At 70.4% G+C, this 26,447-nt stretch carries 8 protein-coding genes and 1 pseudogene; 6 read left to right on the forward strand and 3 right to left on the reverse strand.

Annotated elements, in window-relative coordinates; all coding sequences use genetic code 11:
- Window positions 1-13 precede the first annotated feature (13 nt).
- From ACZ7SW_RS11340 to ACZ7SW_RS11350, 3 genes are all read left to right on the forward strand, one after another.
- Window positions 14-1,360 (forward strand): HNH endonuclease signature motif containing protein, encoded by a 1,347-nt coding sequence (locus ACZ7SW_RS11340; protein ID WP_470230289.1) that lies wholly within the window; start codon window positions 14-16, stop codon window positions 1,358-1,360.
- A 271-nt stretch (window positions 1,361-1,631) separates the two neighbouring features.
- Window positions 1,632-2,333 (forward strand): thioesterase II family protein, encoded by a 702-nt coding sequence (locus ACZ7SW_RS11345; RefSeq protein WP_470230290.1) that lies wholly within the window; start codon window positions 1,632-1,634, stop codon window positions 2,331-2,333.
- 109 nt (window positions 2,334-2,442) lie between these two features.
- On the forward strand, window positions 2,443-2,712 hold the full coding sequence (locus tag ACZ7SW_RS11350) for a hypothetical protein (protein ID WP_100266930.1): 270 nt from the start codon (window positions 2,443-2,445) through the stop codon (window positions 2,710-2,712).
- 90 nt (window positions 2,713-2,802) lie between these two features.
- On the opposite strand, the gene ACZ7SW_RS11355 is transcribed toward ACZ7SW_RS11350, so the two are convergent.
- Complete coding sequence (locus ACZ7SW_RS11355) at window positions 2,803-3,114, reverse strand: TetR family transcriptional regulator C-terminal domain-containing protein (protein ID WP_470230479.1); 312 nt, start codon at window positions 3,112-3,114, stop codon at window positions 2,803-2,805.
- On the opposite strand from ACZ7SW_RS11355, the gene ACZ7SW_RS11360 reads away from it, so the two are divergent.
- The 3 genes and pseudogenes from ACZ7SW_RS11360 (at window position 3,058) to ACZ7SW_RS11370 (ending at window position 5,162) form a co-directional block, all read left to right on the forward strand.
- Window positions 3,058-3,414 carry a GyrI-like domain-containing protein gene (locus ACZ7SW_RS11360; RefSeq protein ID WP_470230480.1) on the forward strand — a complete coding sequence of 119 codons (357 nt, stop codon included), beginning with the start codon at window positions 3,058-3,060 and terminating at the stop codon, window positions 3,412-3,414. The two genes, ACZ7SW_RS11355 and ACZ7SW_RS11360, sit on opposite strands and share 57 nt — an antisense overlap.
- Before the next feature lie 125 nt (window positions 3,415-3,539).
- The gene (locus ACZ7SW_RS11365; RefSeq protein WP_470230291.1) at window positions 3,540-4,520 is read left to right on the forward strand and encodes a glycosyltransferase; all 981 of its coding nucleotides are present in this window, start codon (window positions 3,540-3,542) and stop codon (window positions 4,518-4,520) included.
- Window positions 4,521-4,588: 68 nt separating this feature from the next.
- Window positions 4,589-5,162 (forward strand): annotated as a pseudogene (locus ACZ7SW_RS11370) (dihydrofolate reductase family protein).
- A 44-nt stretch (window positions 5,163-5,206) separates the two neighbouring features.
- Here ACZ7SW_RS11370 and ACZ7SW_RS11375 read toward each other — a convergent pair.
- Complete coding sequence (locus ACZ7SW_RS11375) at window positions 5,207-10,645, reverse strand: type I polyketide synthase (RefSeq protein ID WP_470230292.1); 5,439 nt, start codon at window positions 10,643-10,645, stop codon at window positions 5,207-5,209.
- Window positions 10,642-26,397, reverse strand: a complete 15,756-nt coding sequence (locus ACZ7SW_RS11380) for an SDR family NAD(P)-dependent oxidoreductase (protein WP_470230293.1) — start codon at window positions 26,395-26,397, stop codon at window positions 10,642-10,644. The genes ACZ7SW_RS11375 and ACZ7SW_RS11380 overlap by 4 nt, the downstream gene beginning before the upstream one ends.
- Window positions 26,398-26,447: the final 50 nt, after the last annotated feature.

Raw genomic sequence — 26,447 nt, forward strand, 5'->3', positions numbered from 1 at the left:
AGACGACCCGGTGATGCCAACTACCACCTGTCGTCACACCTGGCAACTGTCAGACCAGGACCTGACCACCAGACTCCTGACCACCCAAAGACAGCAGAACGTCGCTTATGCCGCACAGCTGGAGACAATCCGAGAGCTGGAATCCCGTGGCGCCGTGCCCGAGGGCTATTCCTCGACCGCGGCCTACCTGGCGACGATCCTGCACGTGACGCCGCGCGAGGCCCGCACCCGCCTCGCCCAAGCCACCGGCTCGCTGCCGCTGACCTGGAAAGCCTTGACCGCGGGCGAAATCACCGCACAGCACGCCGCGGTGATCGCCGAATTCCTGGCCGACGCGCCGAGATGGCTGACCCCCGAGGACTACACCGTCGCCGAAGACACCCTCGTGACTCTCGCGATGCAGGCCAACCCCGGTACGGTCCGCCGAGCCGCGACCCGGCTGAAGATCTACTGGGACAACGATCCTTCCGACGTGCCCGGTTCGGACTCGCCTTCACCCGGCTCCGACCCGGACGCGGTTCCCGGCGCTGGTCCTGACTCGGGCTCGGGGTTGGGCTCCGCACGCCCCTGGCGGGAATTCCGGTGGCATTGGACCCGAACCGGCCGCTTCCGCTTCACCGGCAACGTAGACCAGGAAACCGGCACGTTGATCGAACAACTGCTGGTTCCCCTTGCCGCACCGGAGCCCGCGACCGCGCCGGACATCCCTGACCCCCGCAGCCCGGCAGAACGCCACGGCGACGCCATCGCCGCGATCGTCGATCTGGCCGCCCGCACCCCGGACCTGCCGGCCAAAGCCGGCGAACGAGCAGTCGCGACCGTGACGGTCGACCTGGAAACCCTGCAGAGCTCAGCGAAAGCGGTCTTCACGGACGACGAGTCCGTCCTGCCCGCCTCCCACCTGCGCCGAATCCTGTGCGACGCCAAGGTCTACCCCGCCGTCCTGGGCACCGAAGGCCAAGTCCTCGACCTGGGCCGCTCGGCCCGCACCGCCACGAACGCCCAACGACGAGCACTGGCGATCCGAGACCGCGGCTGCACCTTCCCCGGCTGCGACCGAAGTCCAAAGTGGACGACCCCGCACCACATCGTCCACTGGGCCGACGGCGGCGCGACGGACCTGGACAACCTCGCCTCGTGCTGCGAACGCCACCACCGCCTCCTGCACCACAGCGGCTGGCAGATCCTCATCCGCGACGGCGTCGTGTACTGGATCCCGCCGTCCATCCTCGACCCCGAACAGAAACCCCTCCGCAACATCGCCCACAACCCGCCGCCCACCCCGCTGGGCCACGCACGACAGCAAGCCTCGACACCACGCCCGGCTCCCGCACCACGCCCTTCGGCCGCAGCCTCATGACCCCCGCAACCGGCATCGCCCCCAACTCCAATCGCACCCCGGCTCAGCGCACCCTCGCCGACGCCGCCCCTCCTTGAGGCCCCCGCCCAAGCGGGGCAGGCACAACACGCCCCCTCCCCGGTCAAGCCCCAGGCCACTAGGGGTTGTCCCGCGCCGCCCCGCCCCGAACACTCCTGGTTTTGTGACCGCAGTGGACGAAACACCCGCGAACGCAAGCACAAGCCGGTGGATCCGCCGTTTCCACCCGACCGACCAGGCACGGGTGCGTCTGGTGTGCCTCCCACACGCCGGCGGCTCGGCGACCGCCTACTTCCCGCTCTCCGCAACCGCGGCTGGGCAGGACTTCGAGGTGGTCGCCGTCCAGTACCCCGGCCGTCAGGACAGGCGCACCGAACCGTGCCTGGACACAGTCGCCGCCCTCGCCGACGCGATCGCCGACGACCTGTCCGACTGGTCCGACCTGCCAGTGGTCCTGTTCGGCCACAGCATGGGCGCCACCGTCGGCTACGAGGTGGCCCGCCGCCTGGAAGCGCAGGGCAATCCCCCGCTGGGCCTCTTCGCCTCCGCCTGCCGGGCCCCGTCCGCGCACCGGATCGAGTTCATCCACCAACGCGACGACGACGGCCTGATCGCCGCGCTGAAGGAACTCAGCGGCACCGACGCCGGCGTACTGGGCGACGACGAGCTGCTGCGGATAGTCCTGCCCGCGATCCGCGGCGACTACACCGCCGTCGAAACCTACCGGCACGAACCAGGATTGGAGCCAAGCTGCCCGATCCAAGTCCTAGTCGGCGACGCGGACCCGGTAACCGATCTGGACGAGGCCGGCGCGTGGCGCGACCACACCACCGGCACCTGCCAGGTCAAGATCTTCCCCGGCGGCCACTTCTACCTGAACGACCAGCTCAACGCCGTCCTGAAGACGATCACCACAACCCTGGCCGGATGGCAACCGGGAATCTGCCGGGGATAAGGGTGGGGAAACCCCAGGGAAGCTTCAGGAGCACACCCCATGGTTCCGGCCCGCCGGTTCCGAGAAACTAGGTACATCAAGGAAACACCCCCTCAACCAGGAGGCCATCATGATGGCGATCACCACCGCCCCCGGCGTCACCCAGCGCATGCTCGCCAACGGCCACCTGGAGCTGACCTGCCGCACGACCAACCGCCACATCGAATGCGAGCCGGTGGCCGCGGCGATGTGGATCGCCTTGAAGCAGCACAACGGCGACGTCGACCAGGCCGCGACCACGCTCTCCACTCTGTGGGAGACGAACGAGGACGACACCCGCTACGACCTGATCGCGCTGGCCGGTTCGCTGTGCTCGCTGGGCATGGCCACCGAGTCGTAACCGGCACCGCCTCAAGCCCTCGCAGATACCGGGCCGACCTGAACGCGGCCGCCCCCGGAGAAGATCAAGCGGCTCTGCCGAATGCAGTCGTCAGGACTGCGCCAAAGCCCGCTCAATCGCCCGACGCGCCCGACCCGCAGCCGTCCGGTCGTGCTGAAGCTGCCTGGCCGCGTTCAACGCCAGCCCAGCGGCGATGATCTCGAACAGTGCCTGCTCGACGTCGAACCCAGCGGGCAACTCACCGTTCTCCACCGCCGCCGCCAGGTCCGTCCGCAGCTTGTTCCCGCGGTCGCGTGGCTTCAAGGCGCGCTCGGCGAGCTTCACGCCACTCTGGACGCACAGCATCTGCCCGGCACCGGTCCCGTCGGCGGGATCTACGCCGATGAACTGTTCACTCACCACCGCGGGCAGGTGACCGTCTTCGTCCCGTGCGCGGGGCCGATCCGTCCCGTTGGCCGGGTCTCGGCTCAAAACGTTCCCGCCGCCGAACTGGCGGTCATGACGCACCATGGACCGCCCGCCGACGTCGACCGCACCTATGCCGCCCTCGCAGCGCACGTCGCCCGGCACGCCCTCGCCGTCGACGGCCCCATCCGCGAGTACTACCTGGTCGGCCAGCGAGACACCGCCGACGACACCCAGTGGCGAACCGAGATCGGCTGGCCGGTCTTCCTCACCAGCCCCGGCGGCGCAGGTCGCTGAGCCGGGTTGGCCATGCGAGCCGCGAGCGGGCTACTCTTGCTTCAGATGTTGTCAGCATCTGAAATAAGCATCTGGCGGAAACCGTTGCGCTACCACCCGCTGGACTCGAAAGGAGCTGGTCAGCAGTGCGCGTGCTCTTCACCAGCCTCGCGTCGGTAGGTCATACCTACCCGCTCATCCCGCTCGCGGTCGCCGTCAGGGAGGCCGGGCATGAGGTGCGTTTCGCCGCTGGGGAGAACGTCCACGCGCCCCTGCACCGCAACGGATTGCGACCCTTCCGGCCCGCGGATTCGTTCTACGAGATCTACGCCGAGGATCTCGAACCCGACCTGGAACGGCTGCGGCCCGATCTCGTCGTCCACGAGTGGGGGCAGCCGGGTCCGGCGATCGCGGCGCAACGGGCGGGGATTCCCAGTCTCTGGCACGGATTCGGCCGCATGTTTCCCGACGGGATCGGGCTGGAACGGCCCACTCCGGGCCGGGCGCACCTCGACATCTGTCCGCCGTCCTTGCAGGACATGGACTTTCTCGCGACCGCTGAGCGGATCGAGCTGCGGCCGGTCGGCTATTCCGAACCGCTGCCTGAGTGGCGCGTCGAGAGGACCTCGCGGCCGCTGATCTATCTGACGCTCGGCACCGCGTTCGGCACGGCGGAGGTGCTCACCACGGCTATCCAGGGTTTGACGGCGCTTGGCGCGGACGTGGTGGTCGCCGCTGGGAACGTCCAGCTCGGCGCGGTGCCGAAAGATGTCACAGTGCAGAGTTGGGTACCGCAGGCGGAGTTGTTGCCGTATGTCGACGCGGTCGTGCATCACGGCGGCAGCGGTACGACGCTCGGGACGCTCGCGGTCGGGGTGCCGCAACTGGTTCTGCCTCAGGGAGCGGACCAATTCGGTAATGCGGAAGCCCTCAGTGCCGTGGGAGCCGGGGTGCGCATTCTTCCCGGAGAACTGAGTGCGGACAGGGTGGCCGAGGGCGTCCGGATGCTGCTGTCACGACGCAGCGGGCACCGGGACGCCGCGCGGGCGATCGCTGAGGAGATCGCGCGCATGCCGTCGCCGGGCGAGGTTGCCCGCGATCTGCCTCGGTGGGCGGAAAACAAATAGCCGCTGTCGATTCGCGGGCGGCCCGTTCGTAGCCACAGTAAGAGCCTTTCGAACGAGGAGAACAGGCCATGTCGGCTACGTACACTTTCGACGTCTTCACCAGCCTCGACGGTTTCGGCGCGCATAACGGCGACTGGGGTGGCTACTGGGGTAAACAGGTCCCGAATTCCTCGGTCACCGTCTTGGCCTCTACACCGAACCGCAGCGAATGGTGTTCGGGGCCAACACTTATCGCGCGCACGCGGCGATGGTGGCCACTGCGCGGGAGGTGGAGGTCTTCGATCCCTGGGTCACCCGGATGCGGGACCTGCCGGCGACGATCGTGTCCTCCACGCTGGAAACGCCGCTCGACTGGCCGGACGCGACTGTCGCTCGCGGCAATCCGGTCGCGTCGTCGCTCGGCTCAAGGAGGAGTCCGCGGTGCCGTTGCGGTCGCACGGCAGCCTCACACTGAATCGCGCGCTCATGGCGGACGGTCTGGTCGACTTCGTCCAGGTGACGTTGTTTCCGGTCGTCACGGGGAAAACCGGGGCCGATCCGGTCTTCCGGAGCGGTGAGGACTTCGATCTCGAACTCCTCAAGACCAGGACGTTCGACGGGCGTATCCAGGAATTCCGCTACCGGCCACGTCTTCACCGGTAGGCAGCTTTGGGGCCACCCGCGCACCGGCAGGCGGCCCCAAAGCGTTACCGGGCTTCCAGTTCCTCGTCCAGCAGCGCGAACAGTTCGTCCGCACTGGCTCCGTCCACTTCCTCGTCCGGGACCAGCGAAGCCAGCACTGCCTTCAACCGCGTCACGACTCCGGAGACCTCATCCGGTTCCAGGCCTCGCACGACGTCTTCCAGCGCGTCCAGCTGAATTTCGACTGCTGACGGCGCACCGTCCGCTACGAGGTGTTCTCCCAGCACCTGCACGGACGGGTAATCGAAGATCAGCGTCGCGGGCAGGCGCATTCCGGTGAGGACGTCCAGTCGGTTGCGCAGTTCGATGGCAGTCAGGGAATCGAAACCCAGTTCGATGAAGCCCTTTCGCGGGTCAACCGCGTCCCGTCGTTCGTGGCCCAGGACCACGGCGGCGGTGCCGCAGACCAGGTCGACGGCCGCTCGTACGCGTTCGGCACCGGACAGGCGCAGTACCTGGTTCCAGGAATCGTCGACGACCTCGACGCGGCGGCGGCCTCGGATCAGGCCGCGCAGCATCGCGGGGACGCTGTGGGCGTCGGCGCGGAGGCCGGACATGTCCAGCCGCACCGGCACCAGCGACGGCTGGCCGGCGGCGACTGTCGCGTCGAACAGTTCCAGGCCGTCGGCGAAGGACAGGCCGAATACGCCGGACCTGGCCATCCGGATCAGGTCGGTGTCGGCCAGATCGTTGGACATGCCGCCTTCCGTCCACAGGCCCCAGGCGAGCGACACGGCTGGCAAGCCTTGTGCCGCACGGTGGTGCGCGAGGGCGTCCAGGAAGACGTTCGCCGCGGAGTAGTTGGCTTGACCTGCGGCGCCGAGGGTTCCGCCTGCCGAGGAGTACAGCACGAAGGCGGCCAGGTCCAGGGACGCGGTCAGTTCGTGCAGATGCCACGCGGCGTCGACCTTCGGGCGGAGCACGGCGTCCATCCGTTCCGGCGTCAGCGACAGCAGCACGCCGTCGTCAACGACGCCGGCGGTGTGGATTACCGCGGTCAGCGGGTGGTCGGACGGAACGTCGGCGATGAGGGCTGCGACAGCGTCTCGGGAGGCCAGGTCGCAGGCCACCAGGGAGACTGAAGCACCCAGCTCGGTCAGGGACGCGACGAACTCGTCGGCTCCTGGAGCGGCGGGGCCGCGGCGGCTCGTGATGAGCAGGCGGCGGACGCCGTGCTCGGTGACCAGGTGCCGGGCGATCAACTGGCCGAGCACGCCGGTGCCACCGGTGACGAGGACGGTGCCGTCCGGGTCGAAGGCGACAGTGCCGGAGGGAACGTACTTTGCCAGGCGGTGCACCAGAACCGCGCCGTCGCGGACTGCGACGCCAGGTTCGTCGGCATACATCGCGCCGAGCACCGAGCCGATCGGCAGTGGGCCGTTGTCGAGGTCTACCACCATGAATCGGTCTGGGTACTCGAGTTGCGCGGTGCGGATCACGCCCCACAGCGCGGCGTGGGTGAGGTCAGGTGCGCCCTCGTCCGGACGAGTGGCGATCGCCCCGGAGGCGACGACGACCAAGCGCGAAGCGGCCAGTACGTCCTCGGCGACCCAGGCTTGGGCCAGCGAAAGGAGGTTGTGGACGGCTGCGCGAGCGTCTTCCGGGGTGCCCGTTTCCGGGGCGGCGAAGGGCACGTAGACGACGTCCGGCACTAAGGCGCCGTGGTGGATAGCCGCCAGCAGCGCTTTGAGGTCCACATAGGACTCTCCGCCGAGGTCGAAGGCGTCGTTGCCCAGGATCGCGGTGGTTACTGCGGTGACATCGTCGCCCTGCCACGGGATCCAGTCGACGCGGAACAGCGAATCGTCCACGGCCGAGCGCGCGGCGGAGGCGAACGCGTCGTCCGCGATGGGACGCAGCGCCAGCGAGTCCACGCGCAGCACGGGTGCGCCGGACGCGTCCGTTGAGGTGAGCGAGACGGTGTTTTCGACGTCCGACGAGATCAGCACGCGCAGGGTCGCCGCGCCGCCCGCGTAAAGCGAGACACCGGACCACGCGAACGGCAGGACTGGTTTGTCCTCGGTCGGCCCGGCGAGGCCGATCGTGTGCAGGGCAGCGTCCAGCAACGCGGGGTGCAGGCCGAACGCGCTGCCGTCGGCGTGCTCGGGCAGCGCGACCTCGGCGGCCAGCACGTCGCCCGCCTGCCAGGCTCGGCGCAGTCCGGCGAAAACCGGGCCGTAGTCGAAGCCTTGTGCGGCCAGCTCGTCATACCGCGAGGTCACGTCGATCTCCGTGGCTCCGGCCGGCGGCCATTCCGCGGACGGCGCGGACGGCGAACCGGCTGGGGAGAGCCGGCCGCTGCCGTGCTGGACCCACTCGTCGGCGTCCTCAGCCTGGGAGAAGATCCCGAGCGCGCGGGTGCCGTCGTCCTCCTCCGCGCCAACGGTCACCTGCAGCCGCACCGCGCCCTGCTCAGGCAGGATCAACGGCGCGGCCAGGGTGAGCTCGTCGACTCGCCCGCAGCCGACCTCGTCGCCCGCGCGCACCGCCAGCTCGACGAACGCCGTGCCGGGGAACAGCGCGTTGCCCTGGACGACGTGGTCGGCCAGCCACGGCTGCGCGGCCAGCGAGAGCCGTCCGGTGAGGACGACGCCGCCGGAGCCCGCCGTGCCGACCACCGCGCCGAGCAGCGGGTGCGCGGCTTCCCGCTGCCCGACCTCGGCTACGCCGCGAGCCCGCGCACCGGTTGGGTTGTCCAGCCAGTAACGCTTGCGCTGGAAAGCATAGGTCGGCAGCTCGACCACGTGCGCGCCGGAGTAGAACGCGTCCCAGTCGACGGCCCCGCCGAGCGTGAACAGAGTCGCGACCGCGGCGGCGGCCGACTCCGCTTCGGCTCGGTCCTTGCGCAGGACGGGGACGAAGGTGGCGTGGGCGAGAGTGGCAGCGTTGGTGGCGTTGGCCAGGCTGGCAGCGTCGGCAAGGCTGGCGGCGTCGGCGTTTGTGTTGGCGGAACCACCGGCGGAACCACCCGCCCCGCCCACCCCACCCACCACAGCACCATCGGCGCAGCTCTGCCCCATCGCGGTCAGCACCGCGCTCGGGCCGACTTCGACGAACGTGTCCACCCCGGCACCGGCCAGCGCCCGCACGCCGTCCGCGAACCGCACTGCCGAACGCACCTGGCGCACCCAGTAGTCCGGCGTAGCCACCTCCGCCAAAATGTCCACTGTGGACATAACCGGCACCGAAGGAGCGGAGTACGTCAGCGTGCGCGCCACCGCGGCGAACTCGTCCAGCATCGGGTCCATGAGCGGCGAATGGAACGCGTGCGACACCCGCAACCGCGAAGTTCGATCAAATTTCCCAGCAACCGCAAGTACTTCTTCTTCTACCCCCGACACTACCACCGATCGGGGACCGTTCACCGCGGCGATTCCCACACCATCGGTTAGTAGCGGAAGGACCTCGTCCTCGGTAGCCTGCACCGCGACCATCGCCCCGCCGGCGGGCAGCGCTTGCATCAGCCGGGCCCGGGCGACCACCAATTTTCCGGCGTCGGCAAGGGAAAACACCCCGGCGACGTGGGCGGCGGCGATCTCCCCGACGGAGTGGCCCAGCAAGTAAGAAGGCTCGATGCCCCACGACTCCAGGAGCCGGTAAAGGGCGACTTCGACCGCGAACAGCGCAGGTTGCGTGTAGCCGGTCTGGTCGAGCCGATCAGCGTCGGCGAGCAGGGAACGCAGGGGAACATCGAGGTCCAGCGCAGCACCGACCTCGTCCAGAACGGCGGCGAAGACCGGGTACGCGGCAGCAAGGTCCAGGCCCATGCCAGCGCGTTGAGCGCCCTGCCCGGCGAAGAGGAAAGCCGTCCGCCGCGGAGAAGCCACACCCTCGACCACCGCGGAAGAAGCGCGACCTGCCGCATAATCCCCCAGAGCGCGAGCAGCAGCCTCCCGATCAGCAGCCACCACCCCGGCCCGATGCTCGCTGAGGGTTCGCGTAGTGACAAGGGAAAGCCCGACGTCCGCCGGAGAACCCGAAGCAGCAAAGTCAGCCAGCTGAGAAGCTTGAGCCCGCAAAGCCTCCGGAGAAGAAGCCGAGAGCAACCAGGCAACCGGCCCAGAGGAAGCGGAAGGCGCGGGAGCCGGATCGCCTTGTTCGACGATCACATGCGCGTTCGTCCCGCTGATGCCGAACGACGACACCGCAGCCCGCCGAGGACGGTCGGCCGACGGCCAAGGCGTCGATTCGTTCAGCAGCGCGACAGTGCCGTCCGCCCAGTCAACGTGCGGCGAAGGCTCATCCGCGTGCAACGTCGGCGGCAGCACCCCCCGCCGGAGAGCCTCGACCATCTTGATGACCCCGCCGACCCCAGCGGCAGCCTGGGTGTGCCCGACGTTCGACTTGAAAGAACCGACATACAACGGTCGCGAGGGAGTAGCGACCTTGCCGTAGGTGGAGATCAGGGCCTGCGCCTCGATCGGGTCCCCCAGCTTGGTGCCAGTGCCGTGCGCCTCCACAGCGTCCACATCGGACAGTTCCAAAGCGGCGTCAGCCAAGGCCGCCCGGATCACCCGCTGCTGAGCCGGGCCATTGGGCACAGTGATCCCGCTCGAAGCGCCGTCCGAGTTCACCGCACTGCCGCGCAGCACCGCGAGCACGTGGTGCCCGTTGCGCCGAGCGTCGGAAAGCCTTTCCAGCAAAAGCATTCCGGCACCCTCAGAACACCCGACGCCGTCCGCGCCGCTGCCGAAGGCCTTGCACCGGCCGTCCGAAGAAAGGCCGTGCTGTTCGCTGAAGTACACGAACATGTCCGGCGTGACCATCACCGTCACCCCGCCCGCCAGCGCGAGCGAGCACTCCCCGCGCCGAAGTGCTTGCGCGGCAAGGTGCATCGCGACCAGCGAGGACGAGCACGCGGTGTCCACCGACACGGACGGGCCTTCGAGTCCGAGCGTGTACGAGACGCGCCCGGAGATCAGGCTGCCGTCGCTGCTGCCCGCGCCGTAATCGTGGTACATGACGCCGGTGAACACCCCGGTCGCGCTGCCCCGCAAGGTCGACGGCACAATCCCGGCGCGCTCGACGGCTTCCCACGCGGTCTCGAGCAGCAACCGCTGCTGCGGGTCCAGCGTGACCGCCTCGCGCGGGCTGATGCCGAAGAACTCCGGCTCGAAATCGGCGGCTTCGTAAAGGAAACCGCCTTCGTTCGAATACGTCGTGCCGGACCGGGTGCCGGTCGGGTCGTGCAGGGCGGCGGTGTCCCAGCCGCGGTCGGCCGGGAACTCGCCGATCGCGTCGACGCCGCCGGCCACCAGATCCCACAGCTGCGCGGGCGTGGTGACCCCGCCGGGATACCGGCAGCCCATGCCGATGATCGCGATCGGCTCGGACTGCCGCGCGGCCAGCCGCTGGTTGTCCGCACGGAGCCGTTCGTTGTCCGTCATGGACTGCCGCAGCGCGGCGACGATCTGCTCGGTCGAAGGAGCGGACTTGTCGGTCACTGGGATTCACCCCGTTCGTCGGTGCCGCCCATCGCGGAGCGGACCAGGTCGGCCAGGTCCATCGAGGCGACTGCCGCCGCCGCGTCGTCGGTGCCGTTCAGTTCCTCGACCGAAACCACCGGCTCGGGCGCCAGCTCGGTCAGCAGGTGCCGGGCCAGCGGCAGCGGGCTCGGGTAGTCGAAGATCAGCGTCGCGGGCAGCCGCAGCCCGGTCGCGGCGCCGAGCCGGTTGCGCAGCTCCAGCGCGGCGAGCGAGTCGATGCCCAGGTCGGTGAAGCCCTTTTCGACCCCGATCGCCGAAGCGTCGTCGTATCCGAGGACTGCCGCCGTGTGCTCGCGCACCAGGTTCAGTGCCGCCGAATCCCGCTCGTCCGCCGGGAGCGTGGCGAGCTTGTCGGCGAACCCGGCTTCCGGCGCCGCAGCAGACGAGGCAACAGCTGCCCGTCGAGGTCCGGCCGTGACGAGACCCTTCAGGAGCGCCGACGCGCGGTCAGCGTCCTTGAGGTCGAGCTTCACCGGCACCAACGCCGCCGACGAAGCAGCCAGCGCGGCATCGAACAGCTCCAGCCCCTCGGTCGCGGACAGCTCCGCGACACCGGACCGGGCGATGTGCGCCAGGTCCACCTCGCCGTCGGTGCCTTCCCACGGACCCCACGCAAGCGAGGTCGCCGGGAGGCCAAGCGAAGCACGGTGCTCGGCCAGCGCGTCCAGGAACACGTTCCCCGCCGCGTAGTTCGCCTGTCCCGCCGCGAGCAGCAGGCCGCCCGCCGAGGAGTAGAGAACGAACGCCGCCAGCTCCCGAGCAGCCGTCAGCTCGTGCAGGTTCCAGGCCGCGTCCACCTTGGGCCGCAACACATTCTCGACCTGCTCCGGCGTCAAGGCACTCAGCACCGCACTGTCCATCTGCCCGGCCGCGTGCACCACAGCCGTCAGCCGCGGCAGCGTGTCGAGCAGCTTCGCCAGCGCGTCCCGATCAGTGACGTCGCACGCGGCGACAGTCACCTTCGCGCCTTCGCTGGCCAGTTCGTCGACCAGTTCCCGCGCCCCCGCTGCGTCGAGCCCGCGGCGGCTGGTCAGGACCAGGTCACGGGCACCGCGAGCGACCAGATGCCGGGCCAGCAGTCCGCCGAGCAGGCCAGCGCCGCCGGTGATCAGCACCGTGCCGTCCGGATCCCACTCGACCGTCTCGCCGACCTCGGTGACCCGGGTCAGCCGCGGCACGCGCACCTCGCCGTCGCGCACCCGGGCTTCCGGTTCGCCGGACGCGACGACCGCGGGCAGCGCCCGGGCCGACTCGGCCGAAGCGTCGAGGTCCACGACCTGGATCCGGCCGGGGTTCTCCGCCTGCGCGGCCCGCACCAGACCCCAGACCGGAGCCTGCGCCAGCTCGTCGCGAGTGACCACGACCAGCTTGCCGTCCCCAGTGGACAGCCAGTTCTGCAAGTGCCGCAACGTTTCCTGGACGATCTGGTGCACCTGCGCCGGAACATCACCGGAACCGGAACCGACCGGCAGCACCAGCACCTCCGCGTCGACCGGCTCTGCCTTCGACGGCACGCCGAGACCGAGGTCGTCGGTGCCGAGCACGGCCCAGCCGTCCAGCGAAGGCACCAGCCGAACGCCCGAAGCGGGCTGCCATTCGATCCGGTACAGCGAGTCCGGCACCTTCGTGCCGAGCTGGCCTTCCGACACCGGCCGCGTGACCAGCGAAGCGATCTGCGCCACCGGGGCACCCGCAGCGTCCGCCAGGTCGAGCGACGAACCGCTGTCGGTCTTCCGGACCCGCACCCGCAGCGCGGTCGCGCCGCTGGCTTGCAGCGACACCGAGTTCCACGCGAACGGGATGGTCGTCTCGGTCAACGCCTTCGGCCCGCCCGGGATCAGGAAGTCCGTCGCGCCGAGCGCCGAGTCGAGCAGGCCCGGGTGCAGGCCGAATTCGTTCGCCGCAGTGCCTTCCGGCAGCGCGACCTCGGCGTACACCTCGCCTTCGCGGAGCCAGATCGCCCGCAGGTTGCGGAACGTCGGCCCGTAGCCGAAGCCGAGCCCGGCCAGGTCGTCGTACAACCCGGTCAGGTCAACCTGTTCCGCTCCCGATGGCGGCCACTCACTCAGCGAGAATTCCGCTGCCTCGCCATTGGCCAGCGTGCCCGCGGCGTGCTGGACCCAGCCAGCCTCGGTCCGCGAGTGCACCGACAGCTCCCGGCGTCCGCTGCCGTCCGGCGCGCTGATGACCACGCGCAGGTCGACCCCGTCTTCCGGCAGCAGCAACGGCGCCTGTTGCGTCAGCTCCTCCAGGAGGTTGCAACCGACCTGGTGACCGGCGTGCACTGCCAGCTCGACATACGCGGTGCCGGGCAGCATCGTCCGCCCCATCACCACGTGGTCGGCCAGCCACGGTTGCGTCGCGACCGACAGCCGTCCGGTCAGCACCGCGCCGCCGTCCGGCAGTTCCACCAGGGCACCCAGCAGCGGGTGTCCGGCGGACTGGGCGCCGAGGGTGCTGACGTCACCGGTCGGCTTCGTCGCGTCGAGCCAGTAAGACTTGTTCTGGAACGCGTACGTCGGCAGGTCCACAGTGGACGCACCCTGGCCGGCGAACAGCGCCTTCCAGTCGATCTTCGCGCCCCGGGAGAACAGCGTCGCCAGCGCGGTGAACACGGTCGGTACCTCGGCCCGGCCGCGCCGCATCGCGGGCACCTGGACGACGCGGTCCGGTCGGTTGGCCACCGCGGTGTCGCATTCGCGAGCCATCCCGGTGAGCACCGCGTCCGGACCCAGCTCGACGAACCGGGTCACCCCCGAGGCGAGCAAAGTGCTGACCCCGTCGGCGAACCGGACTGCCTCCCGCACGTGGCCCACCCAGTACTGCGGCGAGCACAGTTCGGCGGCGGTCGCGATCTTGCCGGTCACGTTCGACACCACCGGGATCGACGGCGCGGAGTAGGTCAGTTTCTCCGCCACCACCGCGAATTCGGCCAGCATCGGCTCCATCAGCGACGAGTGGAACGCGTGCGACACGACCAGCTGCTTCGTCCGGCGACCGGCGTCGGAGAACGTCGCCATGGCAGCGACGACCGCCTCTTCCGGCCCGGAGATGACCACCGACCGCGGCCCGTTCACCGCTGCGATGTCCACCCCGTCCGGCAGCGAAGCCCGGACCTCGTCCTCGGTCGCCGCGATCGCCGCCATCGTGCCCCCGGTCGGCAGCGCCTGCATGAGCCGGCCGCGAGCGACGACCAGCGAGCAGGCGTCGGCCAGCGAGAACACGCCGGAGACGTGCGCGGCGGCCAGTTCGCCGATCGAGTGCCCGGCGACGTAATCCGGGGTGACGCCCCAGGATTCGACCAGCCGGTACAGCGCGACCTCGATCGCGAACAGCGCGCATTGCGTGTACGCGGTCTGGTTGAGCAGCGGCGAGTCTTCCCAGATCACCTGTTTGAGCGGGGTGTCCAGCTCGGCGTCGAAGAGTCCGCAGATCTCGTCGAACGCTCCGGCGAAGGCCGGGAACGCCTCGTACAGCCCGCGTCCCATGTCCGGCTGCTGCGCGCCCTGTCCGGTGAACAGGAACGCCGTCAGGTCGGCCGCGCTGACCGTGCCGGCCACAGTGCCCGCCGGGGTCCGGCCGTCGGCCAGTCCGTCGAGCGCCTTCAGCGCCGCTTCGCGGTCCGCCGCCAGGACCACCGCGCGGTGGTCGAGCGCGGCGCGGCCGGTCGCCAGCGAGTAGCCGATGTCGGTCAGGCTGACGTCCGGGTTGGCCCGCAGGTGCGCGGCCAGCCGGGCGGCCTGGTCGGCGAGAGCCTGCGCGACCGAACCAGCCAGCGGCAACGGGATCGCCGGGAGTTCCGGTGCGGTGCGCCGGGTTTCGTCGGCCGGGGCGGGCGGTGCCTCCTCGATGATGATGTGCGCGTTGGTTCCGCTGATGCCGAAGGACGAGACGCCAGCGCGACGCGGGTGACCGTTGCGCAGCCACGGCCGCGGTTCGGTGAGCAGCTCGATGTTGCCCGTGGTCCAGTCGACGACCGGCGACGGCGCGTCGACGTGCATCGTCTTCGGCAACATGTTGTGCCGCAACGCTTGCACGACCTTCATCACGCCGGCCGCACCGCCCGATGCCTGCGCGTGCCCGATGTTCGACTTCACCGAACCCAGGTACAGCGGCCGGTCGCGGTCCTGGCCGTAGGTGGCCAGCAGCGCCTGCGCCTCGATCGGGTCGCCCAGCTTCGTGCCCGAACCGTGTGCCTCGACAGCGTCCACATCGGACGGTTGCAGCCCACCAGCCGCGAGAGCCGCGTGGATCACGCGTTCCTGCGACGGGCCGTTCGGGGCGGTGAGGCCGTTGGACGCACCGTCCTGGTTGACCGCGCTCGACCGGACGACCGCGAGCACCTCATGGCCGTTGCGCTGCGCGTCGGACAGCCGCTCCAGCAGCAGCAGACCCGCGCCCTCAGCCCAACCGACACCGTCGGAAGCCGCGGAGAACGACTTCGACCGGCCGTTGGGCGAAAGCACGCCCTGGCGGCTGGAGTCGACGAACAGATCCGACTGCGACAGCACCGTGACCCCGCCGGCCAGCGCCAGCCCGCACTCCCCCGCCCGCAGCGCCTGCACCGCGAGATGCAGCGTGACCAGCGAGGACGAGCACGCGGTGTCCACCGTCATGCTCGGGCCCTCAAGGCCGAGCAGGTACGAGATGCGACCGGAAACGACCGCGCCGGAGCTGCCGTTCGGGATGTAGGCGGCGACGTCGGCCGGGGCGCCCGGGGCGCGGCTGCCGTAGTCGTCGTACATGGCGCCGGTGAAGACGCCGGTCAGGCTGCCGCGCAGCACGGTCGGGTCGATCCCGGCGCGCTCGATGGCCTCCCACGCGGTTTCCAGCAGGAGCCGCTGCTGCGGGTCCATCGCCATCGCCTCGCGCGGGCCGATCCCGAAGAACGCCGGGTCGAACTCCGCCGCGTCGTGCAGGAAGCCGCCCTGGTTGGCGTAGGTCTTGCCGCGTTTGCCGCGTTCCGGGTCGTAGATGCCTTCGGTGTCCCAGCCGCGGTTGGTCGGGAAGCCGGAGACCGCGTCGACCTCGTCGACCAGCAGCCGCCACAGGTCCTCCGGCGACCGGACGCCGCCGGGGTAGCGGCAGGCCATGCCGACGATCGCGATCGGTTCCTGCATCGACGCGTTCGTCCGGGCGGTCGTCGCCGGCACCTTCGCGACCGCGCCGAGCAGCTTGCCCTTCACGAAGTCCGCGACGGCCTTGGCGGTCGGGTGGTCGAAGATCAGCGTCGCGGGGAGCGTCAGACCGGTCGCGGTGCCGAGGAGGTTGCGGAGTTCGACCGCGGCGAGCGAGTCGAAGCCCAGCTCCTTGAACGCCCTGCTTCCGTCCACTTCGGACTTGTCCGCGTAGCCGAGCACGGTGGCCACCTGGGTGCGGACGAGGTCGAGCAGCACTCGGTCCCGCTCGCTCTCCACCAAGGCGGCCAGTTCGTCGGCGAGCGCGTTGTCCGCCGCCTTGGCCGTCTTCGCCACGCGACGTGCCTTCGGCGGCACGAAACCACGCAGCAGTGCGGGCAGGTCGTCGGCACGAGCCCGCAGCGCCGGGACGTCCACGCGAAGCGGCGCGATGACCGCGTCTTCGGTGGCCACGGCGGCGTCGAACAGGGCCAGCCCCTGCTCGGCGGTGACTGCGGGCAGGCCGAGGCGGGCCATCCGGGCGAGGTCGGCTTCGGCGAGGTCGCCGCCGAGTCCGGTGTTCTCCGCCCACAGACCCCACGCCAGCGCGGTAGCCGGAAGCCCGGCCGCACGCCGGTGTTCGGCGAGTCCGTCGAGGAACGCGTTGGCCGCGGCGTAGTTCGCCTGTCCGGCAGGAAGCACCTGGCCGCCCGCCGAGGAGAACATGACGAACGCGGACAGCTGCCGGTCAGCGGTCAGTTCATGCAGGTGCCAGGCCGCGTCGACCTTCGGTCGCAGCACCGCAGCGAGCTGCTCTGCGGTGAGGGAATCGAAGACACCGCTGTCGGCGGTACCGGCGGCGTGCACCACCGCGCCGAGGTCCGGCAGGCCGTTGACCAGTTGTTCGACCGCCGCACGGTCTGCGACGTCGCACGCCGCCACCTGGACGTTCGCGCCCAGGTCAGTCAGCTCTTCGACCAGCTGCGCGGCACCCGGAGCGTCGAGACCGCGACGACTGGTGAGAACCAGGCTCTGCACGTCGTGCTCGGCCACCAGGTAGCGCGCCAGCAGACTGCCGAGACCGCCGGTGCCGCCGGTGATCAGGACTGTGCCGTCCCACGAGGTCGTGCCGGTCGATTCGGTGCGGGTGTAGCGCGGGGCGAGCACCGAACCAGCGCGGATCGCCGCTTCCGGCTCACCCGAGGCGACCACCGCGGCGATCGTCTCGACCTTCGTGTCCGCGTCCGCGTCGATCAGGAACACGCGTCCGGGGTGTTCGGCCTGCGCTGCCCGGGCGAGGCCCCACAGCAGACCCTGCGTGACGTCCACAGTGGACTCACCAGCCGGAACCGCCGACTGCGTGACGATGGCGAGTTTCGTGTCGGTCAGCCGCGATTCGTTCAGCCACGCCTGGATCTCGGCGAGCAGCCACGTCACGTTGGCCCGCGCTGCTTCCGGCACAGCGCCCTCCGCAGCAGGCACCGACAGAGTCACGAGACCCGGCACCGGCTCACCGCGGTCAACGGCACCGAGCAGGTCCGCGAAGCCGCTGTAGGTGGCGGCCACGCCGACCCGGCCACGGCCGATCGCGACGACGTCGCCCGGCTCCGCGGCCGGGACCGGCACGGACTGCCAGCCGATCTTGAGCAGCGAACCGTCGGTGGTCTCCGCCGGTGCGGCCAGTTCGGTCCGCACCGGCCGCGAGACCAGCGACTCGACCGAAGCGACCGGATTGCCTTCGCCGTCCGCGACCTCGATCGAGGACAGCTCGTCGCCGTCCAGGCGCACGATCCGCACTCGCAGCACCGAAGCGCCGACCGCGTGCAGCGTGACGCCGTTCCACACGAACGGAAGCAGCGTCGAACCGCTTGGGTCGCCGAGGAGGTCGGCGTGCATCGCGGTGTCGAGCAGCGCCGGGTGCAGGCCGTACGAGCCCGCCGTGGACGCCGCCGGTTCCGGCAGCGCGACCTCGGCGAACACCTCGTTGCCCCGTCGCCACGCGGCCTGGAGACCCTGGAACGCCGGCCCGTAGCCGTAGCCACGCTCGTTGAGCAGTTCGTACGCGCCCTCGACCGGGATCGGGGTCGCGCCCGCCGGCGGCCATTCGGTGAGGCCAGCGGGTTCCGGCCGCGCGGTGGCGGACAGGGTGCCCAGCGCGTGCTGGGTCCAGTCGCCGTCCGATTCGACCGGGCGGGAGAACACGGTGACCGGGCGACGGTCGCCGTTCGCGGGACCGACCACGACCTGCAGCGCGACCGCGCCGTCCGGCGGCAGGATGAGCGGCGCTTGCAGCGTCAGCTCCTCGACCGTCGGGTGCCCCACCTGGTCACCAGCGGCGACCGCCAGCTCGACGAACCCAGTGCCGGGCACCAGGATCGCGCCCTTGACCACGTGGTCCGCGACCCACGGCACCGACGAGGCAGACAACCGTCCGGTGAGGACAGTGGTGTCCGAACCGGACAGTGCCACGACCGCGCCCAGCATCGGGTGCGCCAGCGGCTGCTGACCGACCGAAGCGACATCGCTGGACGGGGTCGCGTCGAGCCAGTAACGCTTGTGCTGGAAGGCATACGTCGGCAGGTCGAGCCGGACCGGACCGTCGCCGAGCAGCGGGCCGAGCTTCGCCGCGCCGCGAATGTGCAGACGACCGGCCGCGGTGAGCGCGGTGCGCACCTCGTCCTGATCGCGCCGTCCAAACGGGACGAACTCCGCTTCGACACTCTGCGGGCCGAGCGCGGACAGCACGCTGTCCGGTCCGATCTCCAGGAACGTCTGGACGCCGCTCTCCGCCAAAGTCGTGACCGCAGCGCCGAAACGGACGGTCTCGCGGACGTGGGTGACCCAGTACTCCGGCGAACGCAGCTCGTCGTCGGTGGCGAGTTTCCCGGTGACCGTCGAGACAATCGGGATCTTCGGTGCCGCATAGGACAACCCAGCGGCGATCTCGCGGAACTCGTCCAGCATCGGCGTCATCAGCGGCGAGTGGAACGCGTGGCTCACGCGCAACCGCCGCGTTTGGACACCTTCGGCAGCCCGCTCGATCTCGGCGACCACGTCCGCGTCCCCCGAGACAACCACGGCGGCCGGGCCGTTCACCGCTGCGACGCTGACCGCGTCCTCGTGGCCCTGCAGCAGATCGCGGACCGTCTCTTCGGTCGCGGAGAACGAGACCATCGCGCCGCGACGGTCGTTCAGCGCACCCATCAACCGGCCGCGCGCGGTGACCAGTTTCGCCGCGTCCTCCAGGGAAAGCACACCCGCGACGTGGGCCGCCGCCAGCTCGCCGATCGAGTGCCCGGCGAGTGCGTCGGGCCGGAAGCCCCACGACTCGGCGAGCCGGAACAGCGCGACCTCGACCGCGAAAAGCCCGGTCTGGGTGTACTGCGTCTGATCGAGCAGGCCACGGTCGGCGAGTTCGGTGGTGCCGAACACGACGTCCCGCAGCGGCACGTCGACCAACGGGTCGATCGCCGCGCACACCGCGTCGAACGCCGTCGCGAAGGCCGGGTACGCGTCGTACAGCTCACGTCCCATTCCGACCCGCTGCGCGCCCTGGCCGGAGAACAGGAAGGCGAGCTTCCCATCCACCACCTGGCCGGTCGGCGCGTCGCCGCCAGCCAACGCGTCGAGTCCGTCGGCGAGTTCGGCCGCAGTCTCGGCGACAACCACCGCGCGGTGCTCCAGCGAGGCTCGCGTCGCAGCCAGCGAACGCGCGATCTCCGCTACGGAAACGCCTTCAGCGAGCCAAGAACGCAGTCGCGCCGCCTGTCCGCGCACCGCAGCGGCGGACCGGCCGGACAGCGCGACCGGGACGATCGTCTGCGTCTCGGAGGGCCGCTCGATCGGGATCGCCGGAGCTTGCTCCAGGATGACGTGCGCGTTAGTGCCGCTGATGCCGAACGACGAAACCGCAGCGCGACGCGGCCGATCGACCTGCCACTCCCGCGATTCGGTCAGCAGCCGGACCGCGCCGGTCTCCCAATCGACCACAGTGGACGGACGGTCGACGTGCAGGGTCTGCGGCAACTGGCCGTGCTGCATCGCCATGACCATCTTGATGATGCCCGCTACGCCCGCCGCGGCCTGGGTGTGACCGATGTTCGACTTGATCGACCCGAGCCACAACGGCTCTTCGCGGTCCTGACCGTAGGTGGCCAGCAACGCCTGCGCCTCGATCGGGTCGCCCAGCGTGGTGCCGGTGCCATGGCCTTCGACAGCGTCCACTTCGGACGGCTGCAGGCCAGCGTCAGCCAGCGCCTTGGCGATCACCCGCTGCTGCGAAGGACCGTTCGGCGCGGTAAGGCCGTTCGACGCGCCGTCGTGGTTCACTGCGGAACCGCGGAGGACCGCGAGCACCGGGTGGCCGTTGCGGCGAGCGTCGGACAGTCGCTCGACGAGCAGCATGCCCGCGCCCTCACCCCAGCCAGTGCCGTCCGCCGCTTCGGCGAACGCCTTGCACCGGCCGTCGGCGGAAAGCCCGCGCTGACGGCTGAAGTCGATGAAAGTGTCCGGAGTGGACATCACGGTGACACCGCCGGCCAGCGCCAGCGTGCACTCGCCACGACGCAGCGCCTGCACCGCCCAGTGCAGCGCGACCAGCGACGACGAGCACGCAGTGTCCACAGTGACCGTCGGGCCTTCCAGACCCAGCGCGTACGACACGCGACCGGACACGACGCTAGCGAGGCTGCCATTGCCGAGGTAGCCCGCGATGTCGTCCGATACCGTGCCAAGCCGGGTGCCCCAGTCGTGGTACATCACGCCGGCGAAGACACCAGTCGCGCTGCCACGCAAAGAAACTGGGTCGATCCCGGCCCGCTCGAACGCCTCCCAGGACACCTCCAGCAGCAGCCGCTGCTGCGGGTCCATCGCCGCCGCCTCGCGCGGGCTGATCTCGAAGAAGTCCGCATCGAACTCGGCCGCTTCGTGCAGGAAGGCACCGTGCTTGACGTAGGAGTGGCCGGGCTTGCCGGGCTCCGGGTCATACAGCGAGTCGACGTTCCAGCCGCGATCGACCGGGAAGCCGGACAGCGCTTCCTCGCCCTCGGACACCAGCCGCCACAGATCCTCCGGCGTCGCGACGCCACCCGGGTAGCGGCAAGCGATGCCGACGATGGCGATCGGCTCTTCCGGGTCCACACTGGTCACCGGAGTGATCGCACGCGTCGGAGCCAGCCCGGCCAGCCGCGACGCCAGGTACTCGGCGAGCGCGCGCGGCGTCGGGTAGTCGAACACCAGCGTCGCGGGCAGTCGCATGCCGGTGACCGAGTCGAGGATGTTGCGCAGTTCCACCGCGGCCAGCGAGTCGAACCCGATCTCGCCGAACGGGCGGGCCGGGCTGATCGCGTCGGCGCTGTCGTGGCCGAGAACAGCCGCGACGTGCGTGCGCACGAGGTCGAGCAGCGCGCGATCCCGGTCGGCCTCGGCGAGGTGCGCGAAGCGCTCGGCGAACTGCTGCTCGGGGGTCACTTCGCCGCTGGCGACGGCGATCCGGCGGCGACCGGCGGGGACGAGCCCGCGCAGCACGGCCGGAACGTCCTCGCCACGCGACCGCAGGGCGGCGCGGTCGACCCGGGTCGGCACGACCGTCGGAACGCCGGTGCCGAGCGCAGCGTCAAGGGCGGCAAGGCTTTCCGACACGGTCAGCGGAGCCAGGCCCAGCCGCGCGATGCGATTACGGTCCACTTCGGACAGTGTCGCGCCCATGCCGATCGCCTGACCGGCGTCCGGAGCCCAGAGGCCCCAGGCCAGCGACGTCGCGGGCAAGCCAGCGGCGTGCCGGTGCTCGGCCAGTGCGTCGAGGAAGGTGTTGCCAGCGGCGTAGTTCGCCTGTCCGGCACCGTCGGCGAGACCCGCCGAGGAGGAGAACAGGACGAACGCCGACAGGTCCAGCTCGGCGGTCAGCTCGTGCAGCGCCCACGCCGCGTCGAGCTTCGGGGCCAGCACTGCGTCGAGCTGCTCGGCGGTCAGCGAGCCGATCATCGCGTTGTCGAGCACGCCCGCGGTGTGCACGACGGCGGACAGCGGGTGCTCCGCCTTCTTGATCGCCGCCGACAGCGAACGCTTCTTGCTGACGTCCGAGGCGACCACCTTCGCGGTCGCGCCCAGCTCCGCCAGCTCTTCGACCAGTTCGGCCGCACCCGGCGCGTTAAGACCGCGACGGCTGAGCAGCAGCAGGCTGCGGACGCCGTGCTTCGTGACGAGGTGCTTCGCGACCTGGGCACCGAGACCGCCGGTGCCGCCGGTGATCAGCACGGTGCCGTCAGTGCGCCAGGTCGGCTCCCCGCCTTCGGCGGCCAACCGGACCATCCGACCGGCCGACACTGTCTCGCCGTCGATGCGCAGCTCCGGCTCGTCCGAGCCGAGCGCGGTCGCCAGGGTCGCCGCAGTGACAGCGCCCTCGACCAGGACGACCCGGCCGGGGTGCTCGGCCTGCGCCGAACGCACCAAGCCGCGGACAGCGGAGTCAGCGAGCGTGCCGCGAGTCAGCACGACCAACCGCGACGAGCCGTAGCGGTCGCCTTCCAGCCACTGCTGCAGCACAGTCCGCACGCGGTGCGCGGTCTGCTTGGCAGCGGCGGCGATGTTCTTGCCCGGCACGGAAACCGGCAGCAGCACGACCTCGGGCACGTCGACCAGCGACACCAGCGAGTCGACCACCGGAACGTCGAAACCGCTGACCGAACCCAGCGAGGCGAGCGTCGGCAGCTCGAACGAACCGGTGACCGGCGTCCATTCGACGGTGTACAGCAGGTCGCGCGCCTGGGTCCGGAGGTCGGCCTCGCGGACCGGCCGCGAGCGGAACGACTCGACGGACAGCACCGGCGTACCCGCCACGTCCGTCACGTCGATCGAGACACCGCCGGTGGCCGGCGACGTGATCCGCACCCGGACCTCGGTCGCGCCGGAAGCGTGCAACCGCACGCCAGTCCACGCGAACGGCAGGCGGATCTCGTCCGGCTCCCGCGCCTCGCCCGGGGCGAAGTCGGTGGCGTGCAGGACCGCGTCCAGCAGCGCCGGGTGGACGCCGAACGCCGCGTCGCGCCCCGTCGCGGGCAGCGCGACCTCGGCGAACACGACGTCATCGCGCTTCCACGCGGTGCGCAGGCCCTGGAACAGCGGGCCGTAGCCGTAACCCTGCCCGGCCAGTTCGGTGTACAGCTCCGAGGTGGCCACGACCTCCGCACCGGCGGGCGGCCATTCGTCGCGCGGGGCGGGCTCGACCACCGGGCCAGCAGCGAGGACACCGACGGCGTGCCGGGTCCAGGCCGCGTCGGCGTCGTTGTCGGGCCGGGAGTGGAACTCAATGGTGCGGCGGCCGTCGGCATCCGGGCCGACCAGCGTCTGCAGCGCGACGCCGCCCGTCTCCGGGAGCGCGAGCGGGGCCTGCAGGGTCAGCTCGTCGACCACGCCGTAGCCGACCTGGGCGGCGGCGTGCAGAGCCATCTCGACGAACGCGGTGCCCGGCAGCACCGGGGTTCCCGCGATCGCGTGGTCAGCCAGCCACGGGTGCGACCGCAGCGCGACGCGACCGGTGAGGACCAGGCCGTCGTCGCCCGCCAGACCGATCTCGGCGGCGAGCAGCGGGTGCCCGGAGGCCAGCTGGCCGAAGTCCGCCGCGTCGCCGTGTCCGGTCGGCGCGGTGAGCCAGTAGTGCTTGTGCTGGAAGGCATACGTCGGCAAGTCGACCACTTGAGCCGGGCCGAAGAACGCCGTCCAGTCGATCGCCACGCCACGGGTGTGCAGGCGGCCGAGCGCGGCGGCGAGGGTGGTGACCTCGGGCCGGTCGCGGCGCTGCGCGGGGGTGAACGCGATGGCGTCGCTGGTGCCGGCGGCCATCGCCGACAGCACGGCGTCCGGGCCGACCTCGATCGCGGTCGTCACACCGGCGTCGACCAGCGCCTGGACCCCGTCGGCGAACCGCACCGCGCGGCGGACGTGCCACATCCAGTACCCCGGCGAGCAGAGTTCTTCAGCGGTCGCGATCCGGCCGGTCACGTTCGAGACGACCGGGATCGCCGGGGCCGCGTAGTCGACCACCTCGAGGATCTCGCGGAACTCGGCCAGCATCGGCTCCATCAGCGGCGAGTGGAACGCGTGCGAGACGCGCAGTTCGCTGATCTTGCGGCCCTGCATGCGGAACACCGACACGACGGCTTCCACCGCTTCGCGTTCGCCGGAGACGACGACCGATGTCGGACCGTTCACCGCGGCCAGGCTGACCTGGTCGCCCAGCAGCGGCTGAACCTCGTCCTCGGTCGCCGCGATGGCGACCATCGAGCCACCTTCCGGCAACGCCTGCATCAGCCGTCCGCGAGCGGCGACGACCAGGCACGCGTCGGCGAGCGACCACACGCCCGCGATGTGCGCGGCGGCCAGCTCGCCGATCGAGTGGCCGAGCAGGATGTCCGGCCGCACGCCCCACGATTCGAGCAGCCGCGCCAGAGCGACCTCGACCGCGAACAGCGCGCACTGGGTGTACTGCGTCTCGTTCAACTCCGCAGCGTCGTCGCCGAAGAGGACGTCGCGCAGCGGGGTCTCCATCTGGACGTCGAGATGGTCGACAGCCTCGTCGAAGACCTCGGCGAACTTCGGGTACGCCAGGTACAGCTCACGCCCCATCGCAAGGCGCTGCGAACCCTGGCCGGTGAACAGCATCGCGAGCTTGCCCGGAGCGCGCTCGCCGATGACGACGTTCGGGTCTTGCTCCCCCGACGCCAGCGCCTGCAGCCCGCGCACCGCGTCAGCGATGTCCTCCGCGACGACTACGGCGCGCTGGTCGTGCGCGGCACGCGTGGTAGCGAGGGAGAAGCCGAGGTCAGTCAGGTTGTTGCTTTCCACAGTGGACACCAGCGCTGCGGCCTGTGCCTTCAGCGCTTCTTCGCTGCGCGCCGAAACGACCAGCGGCACGACCGGCAGCTCGTCACTCGCGGTTTCCGCCGTCTCGACGGACGGAGCCTGCTCGATGATGACGTGGGCGTTGGTGCCGCTCACGCCGAACGACGAAACGCCAGCGCGGCGCGGACGTTCGTTCTCCGGCCATTCCCGCTGCTCGGTCAGCAGTTCGACGGCACCCGCGGTCCAGTCGACGTGCGGCGTCGGCTCGTCCACGTGCAGCGTCTTCGGCAGCACGCCGTGCCGGATCGCCTCGACCATCTTGATGATGCCCGCGACCCCCGCCGCGGCCTGAGTGTGGCCGATGTTCGACTTGATCGACCCGAGCAGCAGCGGCGTCTCGCGGTCCTGGCCATAGGTGGACAGCAGCGCCTGCGCCTCGATCGGGTCGCCGAGCCGGGTGCCGGTGCCGTGCGCCTCGACAGCGTCCACATCGGACGCTTCCAGGCCAGCGTCGGCCAGCGCGCGCTTGATCACACGCTGCTGCGACGGACCGTTCGGCGCGGTAAGGCCGTTCGAGGCACCATCGGAGTTGATCGCGGAGCCACGGACCACGGCGAGCACCGTGTGTCCACTCGCGACTGCGTCAGAAAGCCTTTCCAGCACGAGGACACCGACGCCCTCGGCGAACCCAGTGCCATCTGCGGCGGCCGCGAAAGCCTTGCAACGACCGTCTTCCGCGAGACCGCGCTGACGGCTGAAGGCAGTGAACGTACCCGGCGCGCCCATCACCGCAACGCCACCGGCCAACGCGAGCTGAGTTTCCCCACGTCGCAACGCCTGCACCGCCAAGTGCAAAGCGACCAGCGAACCGGAGCACGCGGTGTCAACGGTCAGCGTCGGCCCTTCCAGACCGAGCGCGTAAGCGACGCGACCAGAGACGACGCTGGGCGCGTTACCGGTGAGGAGGTAACCGTCGAGCCCGTCGGGAGCTTCGTGCAGCCGCGGGCCGTACTCCTGCGCCTCGGCACCGATGAACACGCCGCCCGGAGTTCCGCGCAAAGTGGACGGATCGATCTTGGCCCGCTCCAACGCTTCCCACGCGGTCTCCAGAACGAGCCGCTGCTGCGGGTCCATTGCGGACGCCTCGCGAGGTGCGATACCGAAGAACCCGGCGTCGAAATCCCCGGCTCCGGGCAGGAATCCGCCCGAGGTGACGTAGCTGCTGCCCGGCTTGTCCGGGTCCGGGTCATACAGGCTGTCGAAGTCCCAGCCGCGGTCCTCCGGGAAACCGGAGATGGTGTGCACCTCGTCGGAAACCAGCTCCCACAACGCTTCCGGCGACACCGCGCCGCCCGGGTAGCGGCAGCCGATGCCGACGATCGCGATCGGCTCGTCGTTTGCCGTCCCGGCTGCCAGCGCCGCGGCGGACTCCTCCGCGCCGAACACCTCGGTGTGCAGGAAACGGGCGACCGCGGCCGGGGTCGGATAGTCGAAGGCCAGCGTCACCGGCAGCTCCAACCCGGTCGCGTCGGTGAGCTGCGCGTGCAGCTCCACCGCGGCGAGCGAGTCGAAACCGTGGTCGGAGAACGCTTTCTCCGGGTCGAGGACGGCTGGCACCTCGGGCAGCGCGGCCTGCAGCGCCGCCCGCGTCGCGTCGTGGACCACGCCGGCGAGGAACCCCGCGCGGTCCGCCGGCGGCAGAAGCGTCAGCCGCTCCGCGAAGCCGGATTCCCGATTCTTCTCACTCTCACGCATTGCGCACTCCACCGCGGTAGCCAGGCAGCATTCATGGGTCGTCGATCGGA

The sequence above is a fragment of the Amycolatopsis sp. NPDC114484 genome (assembly GCF_055633755.1).